The organism is Oerskovia sp. NPDC057915, from assembly GCF_042887685.1.
In the GTDB taxonomy this organism is placed as follows: Bacteria; Actinomycetota; Actinomycetes; order Actinomycetales; family Cellulomonadaceae; genus Oerskovia.
This window is the reverse complement of sequence record NZ_JBHVOS010000005.1, coordinates 179,023-198,165: the sequence shown is the minus strand read 5'-3', so window position 1 is coordinate 198,165 and position 19,143 is coordinate 179,023. Positions and strand designations below refer to the sequence as shown.

The 19,143-nt window shown below is 71.0% G+C and carries 13 protein-coding genes and 3 tRNA genes; 12 read left to right on the top strand and 4 right to left on the bottom strand.

Going from position 1 to position 19,143, the window contains the following annotated elements; translation table 11 throughout:
* Positions 1-31 precede the first annotated feature (31 nt).
* From ACFVQ3_RS05480 to ACFVQ3_RS05445, 8 genes are all read left to right on the top strand, one after another.
* Entirely contained in the window at positions 32-481 is a 450-nt protein-coding gene (locus ACFVQ3_RS05480; RefSeq protein WP_030151141.1) for a roadblock/LC7 domain-containing protein, read from the top strand.
* Between the two features lie 10 nt (positions 482-491).
* A complete protein-coding gene (locus ACFVQ3_RS05475; protein ID WP_030151140.1) occupies positions 492-908 on the top strand; it encodes a DUF742 domain-containing protein in 417 nt (138 codons plus the stop codon).
* 397 nt (positions 909-1,305) lie between these two features.
* Complete coding sequence (locus tag ACFVQ3_RS05470) at positions 1,306-1,851, top strand: ATP/GTP-binding protein (RefSeq protein ID WP_387636086.1); 546 nt, start codon at positions 1,306-1,308, stop codon at positions 1,849-1,851.
* 174 nt (positions 1,852-2,025) lie between these two features.
* A tRNA-Ser gene (locus ACFVQ3_RS05465) sits at positions 2,026-2,110 on the top strand.
* A gap of 147 nt (positions 2,111-2,257) precedes the next feature.
* Positions 2,258-3,529: a threonine/serine exporter ThrE family protein gene (locus ACFVQ3_RS05460; RefSeq protein ID WP_387636045.1), complete on the top strand. Its 1,272-nt coding sequence runs from the start codon at positions 2,258-2,260 to the stop codon at positions 3,527-3,529.
* A gap of 69 nt (positions 3,530-3,598) precedes the next feature.
* A complete protein-coding gene (locus ACFVQ3_RS05455) occupies positions 3,599-4,294 on the top strand; it encodes a TetR/AcrR family transcriptional regulator (RefSeq protein ID WP_387636042.1) in 696 nt (231 codons plus the stop codon).
* A 40-nt stretch (positions 4,295-4,334) separates the two neighbouring features.
* Positions 4,335-6,944 carry an MMPL family transporter gene (locus ACFVQ3_RS05450; protein ID WP_387636039.1) on the top strand — a complete coding sequence of 870 codons (2,610 nt, stop codon included), beginning with the start codon at positions 4,335-4,337 and terminating at the stop codon, positions 6,942-6,944.
* A 192-nt stretch (positions 6,945-7,136) separates the two neighbouring features.
* Positions 7,137-7,225 (top strand) — tRNA-Ser (locus tag ACFVQ3_RS05445).
* Positions 7,226-7,524: 299 nt separating this feature from the next.
* On the opposite strand, the gene ACFVQ3_RS05440 is transcribed toward ACFVQ3_RS05445, so the two are convergent.
* The 3 genes from ACFVQ3_RS05440 to ACFVQ3_RS05430 all read right to left on the bottom strand — a co-directional run bounded on the left by ACFVQ3_RS05440 (position 7,525) and on the right by ACFVQ3_RS05430 (position 10,676).
* Positions 7,525-8,889, bottom strand: coding sequence for an FtsX-like permease family protein (locus ACFVQ3_RS05440; RefSeq protein ID WP_387636036.1), 1,365 nt, complete (start codon positions 8,887-8,889; stop codon positions 7,525-7,527).
* Positions 8,886-9,728, bottom strand: a complete 843-nt coding sequence (locus ACFVQ3_RS05435) for an ABC transporter ATP-binding protein (RefSeq protein WP_387636033.1) — start codon at positions 9,726-9,728, stop codon at positions 8,886-8,888. The genes ACFVQ3_RS05440 and ACFVQ3_RS05435 overlap by 4 nt, the downstream gene beginning before the upstream one ends.
* Before the next feature lie 210 nt (positions 9,729-9,938).
* The gene (locus ACFVQ3_RS05430; RefSeq protein WP_387636031.1) at positions 9,939-10,676 is read right to left on the bottom strand and encodes a fumarylacetoacetate hydrolase family protein; all 738 of its coding nucleotides are present in this window, start codon (positions 10,674-10,676) and stop codon (positions 9,939-9,941) included.
* Positions 10,677-10,854: 178 nt separating this feature from the next.
* On the opposite strand from ACFVQ3_RS05430, the gene ACFVQ3_RS05425 reads away from it, so the two are divergent.
* Together ACFVQ3_RS05425 and ACFVQ3_RS05420 are read left to right on the top strand one after the other, a co-directional pair.
* On the top strand, positions 10,855-12,777 hold the full coding sequence (locus tag ACFVQ3_RS05425; RefSeq protein WP_387636083.1) for a KUP/HAK/KT family potassium transporter: 1,923 nt from the start codon (positions 10,855-10,857) through the stop codon (positions 12,775-12,777).
* A 107-nt stretch (positions 12,778-12,884) separates the two neighbouring features.
* A tRNA-Arg gene (locus ACFVQ3_RS05420) sits at positions 12,885-12,957 on the top strand.
* A 169-nt stretch (positions 12,958-13,126) separates the two neighbouring features.
* On the opposite strand, the gene ACFVQ3_RS05415 is transcribed toward ACFVQ3_RS05420, so the two are convergent.
* Positions 13,127-17,041, bottom strand: a complete 3,915-nt coding sequence (locus ACFVQ3_RS05415; RefSeq protein WP_387636029.1) for a ThuA domain-containing protein — start codon at positions 17,039-17,041, stop codon at positions 13,127-13,129.
* Between the two features lie 255 nt (positions 17,042-17,296).
* Here ACFVQ3_RS05415 and ACFVQ3_RS05410 point away from each other — a divergent pair, with 255 nt between their 5' ends.
* Positions 17,297-18,190 (top strand): sugar phosphate isomerase/epimerase family protein, encoded by an 894-nt coding sequence (locus tag ACFVQ3_RS05410; RefSeq protein WP_387636027.1) that lies wholly within the window; start codon positions 17,297-17,299, stop codon positions 18,188-18,190.
* 90 nt (positions 18,191-18,280) lie between these two features.
* A complete protein-coding gene (locus tag ACFVQ3_RS05405; protein WP_387636025.1) occupies positions 18,281-18,907 on the top strand; it encodes a TetR/AcrR family transcriptional regulator in 627 nt (208 codons plus the stop codon).
* Positions 18,908-19,143 lie beyond the last annotated feature (236 nt).

Here is a 19,143-nt window from a genome sequence, read left to right as displayed (position 1 = left end):
CGCCGACTGTGGCAACTGACAAGGAGGAAGTGTGAACGCGCTCAGCACCGAAGCAACCAATTTCGGGTGGTTGCTCGACAACTTCGTGCGGACCGTCCCGGGAAGCCGGCACACGCTGGTGGTGTCGGCCGACGGCCTGCTCATGGCGATGTCGGACCAGCTCGACCGCACGAGCGGCGACCAGCTCGCGGCGATCGTGTCCGGCATGTCGAGCCTGACCCGCGGTGCGGCCCGCCAGCTCAACGGGGGCAACGTCCGCCAGTCGATCGTCGAGATGGACAACGGGTTCCTCTTCCTCATGAACGTCTCGAACGGGTCGGTCCTCGGCGTCGTCGCCGAGTCGACGTGCGACATCGGGCTGATCGGCTACGAGATGGCGCTCCTCGTCTCCCGCACCGAGGCGACGTTGACGCCTCAGCTCATCTCGGAGATGCGCGGTAGCCTGCCCGTTGACGGAGCAACACGAGCCCCGGTGGGATGAGGACAGGTCGATGACGAACGCACCTTTTGGCAGCTTGGGAGCGCACAGCTCGGACTCGTACGAGGCCGCGACGGTGCGTCCGTACGCGGTGACCGGTGGACGTGTCCGCTCGGCCACCTCGGACCTCCCGCTCGAGGCGCTGGTCGAGGTGATGCCGGGTGCTGTGAACAGCTACGGCCTGCCTCCTGAGAAGCGTGCGATCCTCCAGCACGCCGCGCACAACTACGTGTCGATCGCCGAGCTCTCGGCGCTCCTGCGGATGCCCCTGGGCGTCACCCGCATCCTGGTCGCCGACCTCGCCGAGGAGAACTACCTCACGGTGCACACGTCGACCCCGCTCAACGTTCACACCGGCCACGGCAGCAGCAACTCGGGACTGTCCCTGAGCATCTTGGAGAGTGTTCTCAATGGCATTTCCACCCTCTGACGGTGCTGCCGGCCAGCCGCAGGCTGCTGGTGGCACCCTGATCACGGGCGCACCCGGGGCGTCGGCACCTGCCGCCGGTCCGTCGTGGGCACCGGTCGCAGCACCGGCGGCCGCTGCCGCGGCTCCCGCTGCCACGGCCCCGTCCGCGGGTTCGCCGTCGGCAGCGCCGGTGCGCCAGAGCGTCCTGGGCGGCCAGCCCGGTGGCGCGCCCGCTGCAGCACCGCAGGGCCCCGCGCCCGTCGCCACGCAGCAGGCGCCGACGGTCCACCAGACGCCTCCGGTCCAGCCCCAGACGGCTCCGGTCGCGCCTCAGGCGAGCCCGGCCACGACGGCACCGCAGCCTGTCGCTCCGGCGGCCGCCCCTGCCCCGCAGGCGACGCGCACCGCTCCGACGGTCGTGAAGATCGTCGTCGCGGGTGGGTTCGCGGTCGGCAAGACGACCTTCATCGGCTCCATCTCGGACATCGAGCCGCTCAACACCGAGGCCGCGATGACGGAGCACTCGGTGGGCGTCGACGACGCGGGTGGCGTGAGCGACCGCAAGATGACCACCACGGTCGCGATGGACTTCGGTCGCATCGAGCTGCCGGGCTCGCTCTGGCTCTACCTGTTCGGCACCCCGGGCCAGGACCGCTTCCTCTTCATGTGGGACGACCTGGTGCGCGGCGCGATCGGTGCCGTCGTGCTCGTCGACACCGATCGCCTGGAGCAGTGCTTCCCTGCCATCGACTACTTCGAGTCGCGCAGCATCCCGTTCGTGGTGGGCGTCAACTGCTTCGACGGCGTGGCCAAGCACAAGCTCGAGGACGTGCGCGAGGCCCTGCAGATCCCTGCCCACGTCCCGATGCTCTACACCGACGCTCGTTCGCGTGCGGCGACCAAGCAGACGCTGATCTCGCTCGTGCAGCTCGCGATGCGTCAGCTCCGCTCGGGCGCTGCCTGAACCGACCCTCGGCGACCACCCTGCGGGGTGCGTCGCGCGACGACTCACCGCACGACGGCGGGTCACCTCACCCAGGTGACCCGCCGTCGTCGTGCGGTGATCGTGGTGCCCGGTCGGGAGGCGCACGGCGCGCCCGACCGCTCGGGCGTGCCAGAATGTGCGTCGGAGCAATCTGGAGGGCTGACAGAGCGGCCTAATGTGACGGTCTTGAAAACCGTTGTTGCGCAAGCAACCGGGGGTTCGAATCCCTCGCCCTCCGCCTTCCGAGAGGCCCCGGACCCGCGCGGTCCGGGGCCTCTCGACGCCTCGGGAGGATTCTGACTCTCCGTCGGGGAGCGTGGACCGGACCGTCTCACCGCACCGGGCCTTGGGTGCACGCGGGCGCCGGACGGGCGATCATGTCGGGGTGACAGCAGACGCGACCGACGAACCGGGCCTGGGGCCGAGCGAGCTGGTGCGGCAGTCGGGGACCGTCCTGAGGGTCGGCCACCTCGCACTCTCGGCCGGGACCGGCAGCTACCGCGTGAAGTCCCACATGACGCGTGTGGGTCGCGCGCTGGGGCTCGACCGCACGGCGGCGCACGTGACGCTCACGGAGATCACCGCGACGTCGTACCGGGACCGCAACTTCCGCACCGAGGTGGCGGAGGTCCGGGCCGTCGGCATCAACTCCGACCGGTTGTCCGAGCTCGAGGCGTACGTCGGCGACCTGCCCGAGCAGGTCACGGCCGCGGAGGTCGACGCAGAGCTCGAACGGATCGCCGCCAAGCCGCTGCTCTACGGCGCGTTCCTCAACGCCCTGTGGGCAGCGATCGCCTGTGCGGCGTTCGCGTTCCTCAACAACGGCGGGGTCATCGAGTGCGGCGCCGTGTTCGTCGGGGCGTTCTTCGGCCAGATGGTGCGTCGGGCCATGCTGCACAAGGGCATCAACCAGTTCGGCACCACGATGCTCGCGGCGACCGTGGCCGCGTCGGCCTACCTGCTGATCGTGCTCGCCTTCGAGAACCTGATGGGGGTCGCGGGGGGCCACGAGGCGGGCTACGTGTCCGCGGTCCTGTTCCTCGTCCCCGGGTTCGCCCTGGTGACCGCGGCGCTCGACCTCGCCAAGCTCGACTTCTCGGCCGGTATCGCACGTATGACGTACGCCCTGATGATCCTGGCGTCGGCGGCCCTGGCGGTGTGGGCGATCTCGGCGATCGCGGGGCTCCAGCCCGACCGGCTCCCGCCGCCCGCCCTGGACGAGACGCTGTTCGTGGCGCTGCGTGCGCTCGCGAGCTTCGCGGGGGTGCTGGGCTTCGCGTTGATGTTCAACAGCCCGTGGAGGATGGCCGTGGGCGCGGCGTCGATCGGCATGGTCGCGAACGTGGCGCGCCTCGAGCTCATCGACGCGGGCTTCGCGTCGCAGGCTGCTGCGGCGGCGACCGCGCTCATCGTCGGTGTCCTGGCGGCCTACATCGCCCCCGCCATGAAGGTGCCCCGCATCACGATGTCGGTGCCCGCCGTCGTCATCATGGTGCCGGGCGTGACGGCGTACCGGGCCGTCTACGAGTTCAACAGCGGTGCCACGCTCGAGGCCCTGGCGTCGACCGTCGAGGCCGGGCTGGTGATCGTCGCGCTCGCGATCGGGCTCGCGGTGGCCCGCATGCTGACGGACAAGAACTGGACGTTCGAGCGATAGGACCTGGTCCGACCCAGCCTCTGACCAGGTTTGTTGCACCGAGTGCATCGATGCACCTAGCGTAGAGACATGTCCCTTCCTGCGGTCGATCGTCGTGCTGCGCTCAAGGCCCGCCACCGGCGGGCCATCGTCGACGCCGCCGCCGCCCTGATCGGGGAGTCGGGCGGGACGAGGTTCTCGGTCGACGAGCTCGCGGACCGCGCCGACGTCTCCCGGCGCACGGTGTTCAACCACTTCGCGTCGCTCGACGACGTCGTGACCGAGGTCTGCAGCGAGGTCGTCGGCGCGGCGCTCGACCGGCTCGACGCCATCGCGTCCGACCAGCAGGGCGTGCCGGACCAGCAGGGCGTGCCCGACCACCAGGTCGGGCACAGGCCTGACGTCACGCTGTTCGACGAGGTCGCGGACGCCCTGCGCTCGACCGACTTCGTGACCCCCCTGGTGTACCTGACCCGTGTGCTGGGCGACGAGGGTGGCCCCTCGCCCCGACGCGCGTACACCCTCATCAAGGTCTTCGCCGACGTGAGCATGCGCCTCACCGTGGCGCTGGCCGCGAGCCACCCCGACGCCGACCCGTTCGACGTCGAGCTCCTCGTCGGCTCGCTCATGAGCGGGCTGATCGTCGTCTACCTCCGCTGGGTCGACGTGACGGGTGCGGTCGACGACCCCACCACGCGTGAGGCCTGGACCGACCTGCTCGAACGGCTCCTCGACGCGACCCGGACCGGCCACCAGCCGGTCGCGTCGTCACGCCGCACCCGCTGACCCACCCATCCGCGTACTCGCGCGCAACCGAAGGACTCTCATGGCTGAATTTCTCTACCGCGTCGGCCGCTGGTCGGCGCGACGCGCGAAGACGGTGGTCGTCGCGTGGCTCGCGATCCTCGTCGCCGCGGGCGTCGCGTTCGCCCTGGGCGCCGGCACCCTCGCGACGACCTTCTCGATCCCCGGGACACCCACCGCGGAGGTCACCGACCGCCTGCAGAGCGACTTCCCCGACGCGTCGGGCGGGACGGGGACCGTCGTCGTCCAGTCGGCCGACGGCGAGAAGCTGACCACGGCACAGCAGGACGAGATCGCGGCGCTCGTCGCGGATGCCTCAAGCGTCGACGGTGTCACGGCGGTCATGGACCCGTTCGTGACCGAGGCGGACCGCGCCGCGCAGCAGCAGCAGGTCGACGACGGCCGCGCCCAGGTCGAGGCCGGGCGCACGCAGCTCGAGGCCGGTCAGGCCCAGCTCGACGCGGGTCGTGCCCAGCTGGACGCCGGTCAGGCCCAGCTCGACGCGGCGCGGGCCCAGGCGGAGGCCGCGGGCATGCTCGCCCAGGCTCAGCCCCAGCTCGACGCGCAGCAGGCGACGATCGACCAGGGGCTCGCCGCGCTCGAGACGCAGCAGACCGTGCTCGACGACGGTGCGAGCCAGCTCGAGGAGCAGAGCGCCCAGCTCGAGCAGGGCGCGACGCTGCTCGACATGGCCTCCGAGATCCGCATGGTCTCCGAGGACGGCACGACCGCGATCGTCATGATCTCGTTCGCGGACCCGCAGATGGAGATCCCGCAGGAGACCAAGGACGCGCTCGTCACGGTCTTCGACGGTGCCCCAGCGGACCTCGAGGTGAACCTCTCGGCCGACATGACCATGGGCGCCCCGAGCATCATCGGTGCGGGGGAGATCGTCGGCCTGCTGGTCGCCGCGGTCGTGCTCGTCGTCATGCTCGGCACGCTCATCGGTGCCGGCCTGCCGATCCTCACGGCCCTGATCGGCGTGGGCATCGGTGCGCTCGGTGCGCTGTCCCTGTCCGGGGTCGTCGAGATGGCGTCCGTGACGCCCGTGCTCGGGCTCATGCTCGGGCTGGCGGTCGGGATCGACTACTCGCTCTTCATCGTCAACCGGCACCGTCGTCAGCTCAAGGCGGGCGACGAGCTGCACGAGTCGATCGCGCTGGCCAACGGGACGTCGGGCAACGCGGTCGTGTTCGCGGGCACGACGGTGCTCGTCGCGCTGCTCGCCCTCAACGTCACGGGCATCCCCTTCCTGGGGCTCATGGGCACGGTCGGTGCGGCGTGCATCGCGATCGCGGTCCTCATCGCCGTGACGCTCACGCCTGCGCTGCTCGGTCTCGTGGGTGCGCGGATCCTCAGCAAGAAGGAGCGTGCGCGCCTCGCGGGCACGGCAGGCGCGTCGGTGGCCGCGACCCAGGAGGCCCAGGGTGCCCAGGAGGCCGCCCCGGCACCCGCCGCGGTCCGCCCCATGTCGACCGGCTGGGCCGTCGTCCGTGTCGTCGTCGGCATCGCGGCGCTGCTGCTCGTCGCGCTGCCCGCGCTCGACCTGCGTCTCAACCTGCCCGACGGCTCGACCGAGCCGCACGACTCGACGCAGTACCAGGCCTACTCGACGCTGGCCGAGAAGTTCGGCGAGGGGCAGAACGGGACGCTGCTCGTCGTCGCGGACCTGCCCGCCGCCGAGGCGGGGTCTGAGGCCGAGTCCATGACAGCCCAGGTGGAGATCGCCCAGGCGCTCTTCGACCAGGACGACGTCGTGGCGGTCGCGCCCATCGGCACGTCCGAGGACGGCTCGGTCGCGGCGTTCCAGGTGGTGCCCGCCGAGGGTCCCACGAGCGAGTCGACCGAGGAGCTCGTGCACACGCTGCGCGACATGTCGCCGATCGACGGGACGTACGAGATCGGCGTCGCGGGCTCGGCGAGCGGCAACGTCGACATCTCTGAGAAGCTCGCGTCCGCGCTGCCCGTCTACCTCGCGGTCGTGGTCGGCCTGTCGCTGATCATCCTGGTGCTGGTGTTCCGGTCGATCTTCGTCCCGGTCATCGCGACGCTCGGGTTCATCCTGTCGTACTTCGCCGCGCTCGGCGGGGTCGTCGCGATCTACCAGTGGGGCTGGCTGGGCGGCGTGTTCGGCGTCGAGAGCCCTGGCCCGATCCTGAACTTCCTGCCGACCATCCTGGTGGGCATCCTGTTCGGGCTTGCGATGGACTACATGCTCTTCCTCGGGTCGGGCATGCGTGAGGCGTACGCGCACGGCGCTCCCGCGCGCATCGCGGTCGTGCAGGGTGTGAGGGCCGGTCGCTCGGTCGTGACGGCCGCGGCGATCATCATGATCGCGGTGTTCGGCGGCTTCATCTTCTCGCACAGCGCGATGATCCGGCCGATCGGTTTCGCGCTCGCGTTCGGCGTGCTGGTCGACGCGTTCGTGATCCGCATGATGGTCGTGCCCGCGCTCATGCACCTCGCGGGGGACAAGGCCTGGTGGCTGCCGCGCTGGCTCGACAAGATCCTGCCGGACGTCGACGTGGAGGGCGCCTCGCTCGAGCGGCGTCACCCGCACGCGGCCGTGGGCGTCTCGGAGACCTCGCCCGAGGACGACCTCGACAAGGACGCCGCGGGCGTCCGCGGCTGACCCCTCACGGTCAGCGTGCTGCCGTGACACGGCCCGGGCCGCCCTCCTCACCGCGAGGAGGGCGGCTCTGGCCGTCCTGGGGTGGGGAGGACTTGGCGGCAGGGCAGGGAACGCGCCGCTCGCGCCCCTGTTTTGCTCCGCAGCGCCCCGAGAAGGTAGCCTTGCGACGCTCGGTGCCTAGCATCCGAGCATGGAGACGTCGCATAGTCAGGTCTAGTGCGCCACCCTGCTAAGGTGGTAACGGGGCAACCCGTTCGAGGGTTCAAATCCCTCCGTCTCCGCTCAGGAAGGTCCCGGCTGCGTCAGGCCCGGGGCCTTTTCTGTTGCCCGGGATCTCGGCGCGGCGACGCCGCCGGGCGGCCGCCCGTGCATCCGCCGCCGAGCGGCCCCCTGTGCATCGCACCCCGGGCCGGCTGTGCGTGAACCGCCCCGATCCGCGGTGCCTGCGCACGGTCCGCACAGCGCGAGCCCGCGCTCACGGAGCCCCCGCGTACCGGTGCCCGACGGCGGGACGTGAGCTCCGCCGTCGGGCATCGGTAGGCGTGGCGTGAGCCAGGGCTCGCCTGCCGTGTGGCGCGCGTCAGGCGGCCATGGCCGACCGCACCACGAACCGCGACGCGGCCGCCCCGGCCAGCACGAGCGCCGACGCCCCGGCGACGCACGCCAGGAACTGCAGCACCACGTCGGCGTTCGCGAACGCGTTGAGACCGAGGACGGGCGCCATGAACATGAGCGACGCGACGGTCGCGAGGCCCACGCTCGCGGCCAGGGGGATCACGGTCTCGCGGAACCGCGCCTTGTCGAGGGTCTTGAGGTCGGTGCCCGCGAGCGTCAGTGCGCGGTACTCGCCGCGCTGGTCGATCACGCGTCCGGCCTGCATGACTCCCGTCGACACCGCCGCCAGCACCCCCGCGATCGCGAGGGTGAGGAAGCCGCCCGTGACCAGGTCGCCCAGGAACTGGACCTCTTCGGGGTCGGCACCCATGCCGGGGTCGAACAGCGCGAAGATGCTCGTGATCCCGGCGATGAACGTCGCCAGGGCGACGCCACCGACCGAGCGCCACGCGGTCTTGGGCGAGTCGACGATGCGGCGGCCCGCGAGGAGCGTCGGGACGTTGCGCGCGGCTCGCGCGGTCAGGCGACCGACGACCCAGATCACGAACGGGCCGACGACGTTGAGCGTCGCGAACCCGGCCACGAGCACGAGGGTGAGGACCGCGATCGTGACCCCCGCGCCGCCGAACGAGACGTTCGTGACGACGAGCATCGCGACGAAGGCGACCGCGATCGAGACCAGCCGCACGGCCTTCATGCCCGGCGGCGTCACGCGGGCCGCGACGCCCAGGGGAGTGATCGCGACCCGGCGCAGCGAGACGGCCGCCGAGACCAGGGCAACGAGCACGACGCCCACGACCGCGAGCAGCAGCGCGGGCACGCCGACCCACAGCTCGGAGAGCTCGAACGTCCGGCCCTGGAAGCGCAGCTGCGCGACCAGGGGCAGCAGGGCCGCGTAGCCCACGAGCCCCAGGAGGGCGCCCACGAGGACCTGTGCGGCCGCGTCGAGGACCGTGAGGGTCGCGACCTGCCCCGTCGTCGCCCCGGCCAGACGCAGAGACGCCAGCCGGGCGTCACGGCGGGCCACGGCGAGGCGGGCCGCGGCCCCGCCCAGCGTGACGAGCGGGATGAGGAGCAGGAGGGACGCGATGGCCGCGAAGATCGGGTACTGGCCGTCGTACGAGCTCGCCCCTGCCTCGGCCCCGGCCGACATGCCGTCGAACCCGCCCGCCCGCTCCAGGAAGGCACCCACGCCGCCGACGACGACGAGCAGGATCGCGGTCGTCGCGGCGAACGCGATGATCGCCAGGACGTTGGTCAGCCCCTGGGGGTCGCGGCTGTCGGAGCTGCGGCGGCGAAGGAGCCACCACAGGTCGAGGATGGCCTTCATCGGGTCGCTCCCTGCGTGGGGTCGTGCGGTGCCGAGGGGGTACCGCTCGCGGGGTGCGCGGCCATCGCGGCGTTCGTGGCGCCGTCGGGCACCTGGGCCTGCGGGGCCCGCTGCTGCGCGGGCGCGTTCGCGTGGAACTCGCCCGAGATGCGGCCGTCGCGCATCGTGACGGTGCGCGAGCAGTAGCGGGCCACGCCCGCGTCGTGCGTGACGATCACGAGCGCCGCACCCGACGCCTGGACCGCGGACGTCAGGACGGACAGGACCTCGGCCCCCGTGCCCTGGTCGAGCGCGCCCGTGGGCTCGTCGGCGAACACGACGCCGGGCGACCCGACGAGGGCGCGCGCGATCGCGACGCGCTGCGCCTGGCCGCCCGAGAGCTCGCCCGGCCGGCGCTGCTCCATGCCGGCCAGGCCCAGGTGCGCCAGCCAGGCCGCCGCGACCTGCGTGGCCTCGGCGCGCGGCGTGCCCGCGAGCATGAGGGGCAGGGCGGCGTTCTCGACCGCAGGGAGCTCGGGCAGGAGCTGGCCCGACTGGAACACGAAGCCGAAGTCCTGGCGGCGCAGGGCCGTGCGACGGCCCTCGCTCAGGGTCGTCAGGTCCTCGCCACGCCAGGACACCGTGCCCGACGTGGGCTTGAGGATCCCCGCGAGGCAGTGCAGGAGCGTCGTCTTGCCCGAGCCCGAGGGACCCATGATGGCGACGGACTCGCCGGGCGAGACCGTGAGGGAGACGCCCGCGAGGGCGTGCGTGGCGGTGTGGTCGGTGCCGTAGACCTTCGTCAGCCCGGAGGCGACGAGGGGCGAGCCGGTCGAGGGGGCAGGGCCGAGGTTCGTCATGCTCCCATCCTTCGGCGGGGACGGGGTGCGCCGCGTCCGGCCACGGTGTGGACCTGCCCGACGGCGGGTCATGCCCTGGGGGGACCGGTCGCCGTCCTCGCGGCGTACGGCCCGGCCGCACGCCTCCTGGCCGCGCGCCTGGCGGCACACCTGTCAGGACGAGCGTCCGCCCCGGACCGCGCTGGTCCTGACAGGCGGGCGGCGGTCGGGTCAGACGATCGGGTTCGTGAGCGTCCCGACGCCCTCGATCGTGATGGAGGAGGTCTGGCCCGGCAGGACGTGCGCCGACGTGCTCGGCGACCCCGTGAGGACCACGTCGCCCGGACCGAGGGTCAGGTGCGACGTCAGGTAGACGAGCTGTTCGACGACGTCCCACGCGAGACCCGACGTCGACGCCTCGGCCTGCGTGGCGCCGTCGACCTGGACGTCGATCGCGAGGTCGCCCGGCGTCGCGAGGTCCGTCTCGATCCACGGGCCGAGCGGCGTGAAGCCGTCGCCGTTCTTGGACTGCGTGAACTTGTCGTCGAGCGCGCTCTGCTCGTACGCCGTGACGTCGTTGCCCACCGTCCAGCCGAGGATCGCACCGGGGACCTGCTCGGGCGTCAGGTGGCGGGCCGTGCGGCCGATGACGATCGCGAGCTCGCCCTCGACCACGACCTTGCCCGCGGCCGGGTCGAGGCGCACGGGCTCGCCCGGGCCGATCACGGTGCGTGCCGACTTGGTGAACGCCTGCGGTGGGACGAGGCGGTCCGCCGGGCCGCTGTTGTGCGCCATGCCGAGCACGACACGTGGCTCGCACGGGGCGAGGAGGTGCGCGCCGTCGACGGGGTGGGTCTCGCCCGTGCGCTCGAGGACCGGGGCGTGGTGGTCCGTGACCACGGACCAGACGTCGCCGTCCTGGACGACGGGACGAGGGCCGGTGGGGGTGGCGATCCGAGCGAGTCTCACGGTGGGTTCCTCCGTCTGCGGGGTCCGGCTGTGCGTCGGCGCGGTCGTGCCGGCGGATGCGAGACTACAGGACGTATGACGTCCGATGTGATCGTGTGGCCGACCAGGCGGACCGGCACGACACTGAGATGACCGGGCCCGCCGGCGGGCTCCCTGCGACGCGCGGCGAGGAGGCACCATCTCACGCACTGCGGACGGCGCTGCGGGTGGGCGGACGACCGGGGCCGTCGCCCTCGTCGGAGCGCTGGGCGTCGTTTTCGGGGACATCGGCACCAGCCCCCTGTACGCCGCGACGGCCGTCGTGGCGACGGCCCGGGGCGCCGGGGTCGAGTCCGACCGGACCTTCGTCTACGGAATGACCTCGACGATCCTGTGGACCCTGACCCTCGTCGTCAGCATCCTCTACGTCCGCCTCTTCCTGCGCGCCGACAACGACGGCGAGGGCGGCCTCCTCGCCCTGCTCGGCCTGCTCCGGCGGACCCTCGACCGGGCGCACGGCGGACGCCGGACGGCCGTCGTGTTCACGGTCCTCGGGATGCTCGGGGCCGCGATGTTCCTCGGGGACGGCGTCATCACCCCCGCGATCTCCGTCCTGTCCGCCGTCGAAGGGCTCGAGGTCGTCGAACCCTCGCTCGCCCGGCTCGTGGTGCCCCTGGCCGTGGTGATCCTCGCGGGGCTGTTCGTCGTCGAGAGGTTCGGGACCCGGGCGATCGGGAGACTCTTCGGCCCGGTCATGCTGCTCTGGTTCGCCACGATCGCGGCCTGCGGCGTCCGGGGCGTGCTCGAGACGCCCGAGGTCCTGGTGTCGGTCTCCCCGCACTGGGTCCTGCTCTTCTTCGCCGACCACCCCGCGGCCGCGTTCCTGTCGCTCGGCGCCGTGGTCCTCGCCGTCACCGGTGCCGAGGCCCTCTACGCGGACCTCGGGCACTTCGGCAGGCGCCCGATCGTCCGCGCCTGGACGTTCGTCGTCTTCCCAGCCCTCGCCCTGAGCTACCTGGGACAGGGCGGGCACCTGATCGCCTCGCCCGAGGCCGCCGACAACCCGTTCTTCTCGCTCGTCCCCGCACCCGTGACCATGCCCGTCGTGGTCCTCGCGACGCTCGCGACCATCATCGCGTCGCAGGCCGTCGTGTCCGGGGCCTTCTCGGTCGTCCACCAGAGCGGCCGCCTCGGCGTGCTCCCCCCGCTGCGCACCGTCCACACGTCGCCCGTGAACAGCCGGCAGATCTACCTGCCCGCCGTGAACGCCCTCCTCGCCGTGGCCGTCCTCGTCGTCGTGCTGACGTTCCGGTCCTCCGCAGCGCTCGCGTCCGCGTACGGCATCGCCGTCACGCTGACCATCTCCATCACCACGGTCGTCTACCTCGCCCACACCTGGACGACCCGACGGCGCCCCACCGGCCCCCTCGTCGTCGCCGGCGCGATCCTGGTCGTCGTCCTCGTCTTCCTCGCGGCCAACCTCGCCAAGGTCGGCTCGGGCGGATGGCTGCCCCTGACGATCGGCGCCCTCGTCTTCGTCGTCATGGTGACCTGGTGGACGGGCCAGCGGCACGTCGGGCGCGGTCGGCTCGCGCTCGAGACCACCGTCCAGCGCGTCGAGGACGTCCTCGAGGCCCACGGCTCCGTGACCAGGACCCGAGGGACCGCGATCTTCCTCAGCAGGCACAGCGGCGTCGTGCCCCTCGCGCTGCGATCCATGGTCGAGCAGAACCACGCGCTCCAGCGCCACGTCCTCCTCGTGAGCTGGACGACGGCCGACCGACCCGTCGTCCCGGCCGCCGAAAGATACCGGGTCGCCGCCGTCGGCGACGAAGGCGTCGTCGAGATCGTCGCGACCTACGGGTTCCGGGAACGACCACGGGTCGTGCGGCTCCTCGGCCAGGTCCAGCGCGGCGCACCCGACGTGATGCACGGCGTGGACCTCGGGACCGCGACCTACTTCGTGTCGCTGTCCGTACCGCGACCCAGCCCGCGGTCACGGATGCCCCGCTGGTCCCAGCGGCTCTTCCTCGGCCTCTACCGGATCGTGCCCGACCCCGTCGAGACGCTCGACCTGCCCCGCGAGCGGACCGTCGTGCTCGGCCGGGACGTGCCGCTGTAGGTGTCGTGCGTCACGAAGCGGCTGGTCAGCCCGTATCGGTTTGAGTATCCGGCGAATCTCGTTGTAGTCTTCTCGACGGCTGCTCAAGAGAAATCGCGAACAGCCGGGCGCCCGTAGCTCAACGGATAGAGCATCTGACTACGGATCAGAAGGTTGGGGGTTCGAATCCCTCCGGGCGCACAGAGACACGAAGGCCAGGAACCGCAAGGTTCCTGGCCTTCGTGCTTTTCCCGTCAGGGTCGAGCCCGGAGCCGGCGTCGCCGTCCGACAGAAGGACGACGCCGACCCCGGGCTCGTGAGGAGCTCCGAGCACCTCAGGAGAGGTAGGTGCGAGGAGCCCCGAGGGCGGTCAGCTGCATCCGGCCGCCTCGTAGCCGGTCACGATCTCCGTGGTGATCGGACCGGATCCTGTGTCGCCCGTCGCGGTCACGGTGACCTCGCCCGCGGGGATGCCGGCGGCCCGTGTCGCGAAGGACTGCTGTGCCGACCTGCCCGGCGCCACTCCCGCGAAGGTCTTGTGACCGTGCGGGGTCTCGACGACGACGTCCACCGGGACGTCCTCACCGTTGACCGCGCGGACCGTGAGCGTCGCCCGCCCCGCGACGCACTTCGGGGTGACCGTCGCCGTGACGGCGAGCGCGGGCTGCTCGACGTCGGGCACGTCGAGGAAGATGCCGCCGATCACGGCATTCGGCCCGGTCACCTTGTCGGCCTTGACCCGGACCGAGGAGTCGATCCGGTACGTGAGCCACACGCCTGCGGCGTTGTCCGAGACCGAGAACGCCGGGTACAGGACCGAACCGTCGGCACGCAGCACCTGGACGTTCTGCGTCCTGGCCATGTCGTGGCTGTCGACGTACACCGACATGTCGTAGACCGACCCCTCAGGAACCGTGACGTCGACCGCCGCCCCGGCACCGAACCAGGTCGACGCACGACGCGCGGCGCCGTCGGGCGGGACCTGGAGCGCCGACCGCTTGGTCGTGCTCTGCTCCCACGTCCAGGCCTGCGTCCCCGTCACCGGAGCCACCGTGACGCCCTGGGGGAGCTGCGTGCCCACCTGGGGAATCGCGTAGCCCGCCGTGCCGTACTTCCCGATCCAGCTCCCCTGGGTCGAGGTGTCCTGGCGGGGCGTGCCCTCGGGCGGGACACCGACCCCGGAGCCGACGGCCTCGAAGACGTCGAGCGTCATCGACCAGTTGACCCCCGGGTTCGAGCGGAAGACGAGGTAGACGTCGTGCGTCCCTGCGGGGGCGGTGACCGGCGTCGGGTCCGTCTCCTTGAAGGTGAACCATCCGCCCGTGCTGTTCACGGGCGTCGTGGCCACGAGCTGACCGGTCGGCGAGCCGAGGCGCATCTCGATCCGGCCGCCGCCCTCCGGACCGGCCGACACGCGGTAGCGCACGGCGTCGATCCCCTGGAAGTTCATGTCCTCGTAGCGCAGCCAGTCGTCGTCCTGGATGTCGCCCACGTACTGACCGAGCTCGGCCGCCGCGTTGTTCTCGACCGCGACCCCCTTGACCTCGTCCCAGTAGTGCGCCTGGAAGCGCGTCGGACGGTAGACGTTGGTCGCGCTCGTCGTGATCGGCTGGACGCCCGCGGCCCCGCCCTTGTCGGTGTAGCGGGCGTCGATGACCCAGAACGCGTCCGCCTCGAGGTGTCCCTCGTCGAGGATGGTCGACGCCTCGCCCTCGCACGCGTTGACGGGCAGCGTGGGGTGCGCGTGCTCGTCGTGCCCCAGGGCCGGCTGCACCGTGACGTCCTTGCAGTCGATCTGGCCGTCCTCGGCGTCCGTCACCTCGACCTTCCACGGCAGGACGTCGTTCCAGCGGAAGAAGCTGCCGTTCGGCGGGGCCGTGATCGTCACGACCGGGCTCGTGTTCCCGACGACGATGGGTACCGTGGCGGTCCCCGTCTTGGCAGACCCGGTGCGCTCCGTGACCGTCAGGCGCGCCTCGAAGTTGCCGTTGGTCGTGTAGACGTGGGTCGGGTCCTGCTCGGTCGAGGTGGTGCCGTCGCCGAAGTCCCACGCGAAGTCGAGCTCGTCGCCGTCACGGTCGACGGTGCCCTCGCTCGAGAAGGTCACGCTCAGCGGGGCGAGCCCCGTCGTGACGTCCGCGGCGGCCTTGGCCGTGGGCGCCCTGCCGTCGGCGGCGTAGTCGACGCGGTACAGGCCCGAGTTCGGGTTGTCGCGACCGAAACCGCCACCCCACTCGAGGAGGTACAGCGCGCCGTCGGGCCCGAACTGCAGGTCGAGCGGCGAGAGGAACTGCTGGTTCGACAGCACCGGGTTGATCGCGAGCAGCGAGCCGTCCGCGGCGAGCGGGAACTCCTTGATGAAGTTGCGGCCCCACTCGAAGAACAGCGGCGTGCCGCTGAAGTACGCGGGCCACTTGCGGTCCGAGTCGAGCGCGTCGTCGAAGTGGTAGACCGGTCCGGCCATGGGCGCACCCGCACCGCTGCCGAGCTGCGGGAACTCCGCCGACGCACCGTAGGAGTAGTAGACCTCCGCGGGGATCGACGGCGGGAGCTGGGTCAGCCCGGTGTTGTTCGGGGACGTGTTGACCGGGTTGGCGCAGTCGAACTTCGCTCCGGACGTGCTCGTCACGAAGTCGAAGTCGTTGTACGCGATGTTGTTCGCGTGGCAGTACGGCCAGCCGTAGTTGCCCGGGGCCTTGATGGACTGCCACTCTACGTAGCCTGCGGGGCCACGGTTCGGGTTGGCGCTGCCCGCGTCGGGCCCGTAGTCGGCCAGGTAGACCGTGCCGTCGACGTCGACCGAGAAGCGGAACGGGTTGCGGAAGCCCATCGCGTAGATCTCGGGCCGGGTCTTGTCCGCGGCGTCCTCGGCCTCGGGGAACAGGTTGCCCGCGGGGATCGAGTACGTGCCGTCGGGCTCGGGCCTGATGCGCAGGAGCTTGCCGCGCAGGTCGTTGCTGTTGGCCGAGGTGCCCTGGGCGTCGAAGTGCGCGCGGCCCGGTCGCTCGTCGATCGGGGTGTAGCCCGAGGACTCGAACGGCACGACGTCGTCGCCGACGGACAGCCACAGGTTGCCCTGGCCGTCGAAGCGCAGCGTGCCGCCGGTGTGGCCGATCTCCTTGTCGTCACGGCCGGCGGGGACCTCCAGCATCACGACCTCGGTGTCGAGCTGCATGGTGTTGCCGTCCATGGTGAACCGGGAGAGCCGGTTGACCGAGCCTCCGTCCCGGGGGGAGTAGTACAGGTAGACCCAGTTGTTCTGCGCGAACTGCGGGTCGAGCGCGAGGCCCAGCATGCCGTCCTCACCGCCCCCGTACACGGGGATGGTCGCGGCCGTCACGGTGCTCTGCAGCGCCGGGTCGTAGATCCTGACCTGACCGCGGACGAGCTCGGTGAAGAAGACCCGACCGTCGCCCGCGACCGCGATGCCCCAGGGGGCCGAGGTGTTGGTGTCGAGCGGCACCTTGTCGAAGTCGTCCCACACGGTGCCGCCGCAGTCACCCTCCTCGACGCCCGCCGCGTAGCGGATGCCGCCCAGCGCGTGCTTGCGGACGTTCGGCTCTCCGTAGGAGGACTTGGCGTGCCCGATCGAGGTGACCCAGGTCCGGCCGCCCTCGTAGTCCGCGCACCACGTGACCGGATGGTCGACCATGCGTCCGGGGGTCGACGTCGGGACGCTCGTCGGGTCGAGCTGGGCCAGCACGTGCTTGTCGCCACGCACCGACTTGGTGAAGCCGTACCACTCCTCGTTGCGCTCCCAGCGCTCGGGCAGGTCCGCGGTCGAGGGGTGCTCGTGGTCGACGACCGCCATCTCTCCCTTCGTGCCCGCGGCGGAGTGCGCGGTGAACTCGGTGCCGATGAGCGAGCGGTAGAAGGGGAAGCCCGGTTCCATGTCGAGCGGGTTGTGCATGGCGACGACGCCGCCACCCCCGCGCACGTACTTCTCGAAAGCCCTCTCCTCGGCCGCGTCCCAGACGTCACCGGACGCCTGGGCCAGGACGATCACGTCGAAGTCCGCGAGCCCCTCGTCGGTGAAGAGCGCCGAGTCCGTCGCCTGGACGACCTCGAACCCGTTCTCCGTCGCGAGCTCGTCCCACATGGCCTTGGCCTCGGGGACCGAGTCGTGCACGAACCCGGCCGTCTCCGAGAAGATCAGCGCCCGGAACTCCGGCGCCTCCGGGTGCTCGTGCCCTTCGTGGGCGATGGCTGGTGCTGTCAGTACGCCTGCGAGTCCTGTGGACAGTGCCAGGCAGGCCGCCAGTGCGGCCCCTCTTCGCGTTCTCATCCGTGCTCCCTCGTGTCCGCTTCGTTGCGTCGGGCCCCTGCGATCCGTTCGTCCAGCGACCTGGCGACTTCTGATTGATGGTCGTCAGAACGTGATCGTGATGCTAGTGTCAGCGTCACCACATTGCAATACTGGTCAGTATGGTGGTGGCTCACGGGGCCGCGTCTCGCTACGGGATCTGAACGCTGAGGCCGCAGATTCCCCGAAGAGCACCCTGCACCGGTCAGTACGTTCCTACCCAGACGAAGGAGTCTCATGTCGCAGATCGGGATCGGTTTCCACACCGACGCCTTCAACTCCAGCCACAAGTCGTTCGAGCAGGCCCTGGCCTGGGCGCAGGAGAACGACGTCCACTACATCGAGCCGGGCGTGATCGAGGGCGCCTGCTGGATCCACGGGCTCGGCTACTTCCCGCACGTCTCGCTCCTCGAGGACCCGGCGCTCCTCCGGAAGAAGATGGCGACCTACGGGGTCGAGTTCTCGCAGATCGACGCCGCCTACCCGCTCTCGGGGCGGGACGGGCTCACGGTCGGCGTGCCCTACGTCCAGAAGGCCATCGCCTGGGCGGCCCTCGCCGGCTCGCCCCGGGTAGCCACGACCGACGGCCTCCACAAGCCCGAGGGGCTCGAGGATCGCGAGGCCCTCGACCTCATGAAGCGGAGCTACGGCGAGATCATCCGCGTCGCCGAGGCCCACGAGGTCGTCGTGACCATCGAGGTCCACGGCTACTTCACGACCAGGCCCGACTGGCTCGCCGAGATGCTCGCGTTCTGCGGGGACTCCCCGTGGCTGCGCCTCAACCTCGACACGGGGAACACCTTCATCGCGGGCAACGACCCGGTCGAGTTCGCCGACCGCTTCCTCGACAAGATCGACCACGTGCACATCAAGGACGTCTCGCAGTCGCTCGCAGACTCCGTGCGTGGTGGGGCGACGGGTATCGCCATCAGCCACGTGGCCGCCGGGGACGGCGTGAACGCCGAGAACATCCGGCAGATCCTCGCGAGGCTCAACGCCCGCGGGTTCGACGGCGTGCTCAGCATCGAGTGCGAGGGCCAGGGGGGTCCGATGCTCGCCGACTCGCTGTCCTGGCTGCGGAAGGAGGTCGCCGCGGCCGGCTTCACCGAGCGCGTGCCCGCGTTCGCCTGATCCCGGTCGTGCGTCGGCAGGCGCACGACCGGACCGCCCGGTGTCGATCACGGCAGTACCAGTGAGTATGGAAGGAGGTAGGGTGGCGTCATGCCGACGTCCTCGCCCACTGTTGCCAAGCCCGACGAGCTCGCGCTCGCAGCGTTCACGCTGTTCTCGACGCGAGGCATCGCCGGGGTCAACATGGACGCGATCGCGGCAGGCGCCGGGGTGACCAAGGGCAGCCTGTACTGGCACTACTCCTCGAAGAAGGAGGTCGTGCTCGCAGCGTGCGGGGTCTACTACCGCCAGTGGCGAGAGGCGATCACCGGCGCGACGGAGCAGTCGACCGGCGCGTTCGCGAAGGTCGAGGCCGCTGTGGCGTACTCGGTCCGCAGCTGTCTGCTCGACGACGCGAACCGGGTCTTCACGATGGAGATCGTCGCGCAGGCGCTCTACGACCAGGACGTCCGGGCAAGCTGGGCAGGATTCCTGGACGAGGCGGAACGGTACTTCCTGGGCCTGACCCACCGGGCGGTCGGGGCCGGGGAGCTCGAGTGCGACGACGTGGACAGCGCGGTCAGCGTGATGTTCTCCGCGATGGAGGGCACCAAGCAGATCTCGCTGTTCCGGCCGCAGTCCTGTGCACCGGAGAGCGAGCTCCGGATCAGGGCTCAGCTCCTGTCGCTCCTCGGCACCCCCGTCCCGGGGCGTCCCGCGAAGGCCTCGAAGGTCTAGACCCACCCCCCAGGCCGATACCCGCAGGCCCGCTCCCGCAGGTCCTGACGGCAGGTCCTGCGCCCTCCTCCCGGACGGCTCGGTGCCGAGACCGCCCGAGAGGCCGAACACCCTCGAACACCCCGTTCGACGCGGCGTGCCCGTTTCCTGCCGGGCGGTCCGCCGCTGCCGTCACCACCAGCACCACCAGCATCACCGTCCAGCGCATCCATCAGACGACGACGTCTCGATCATCA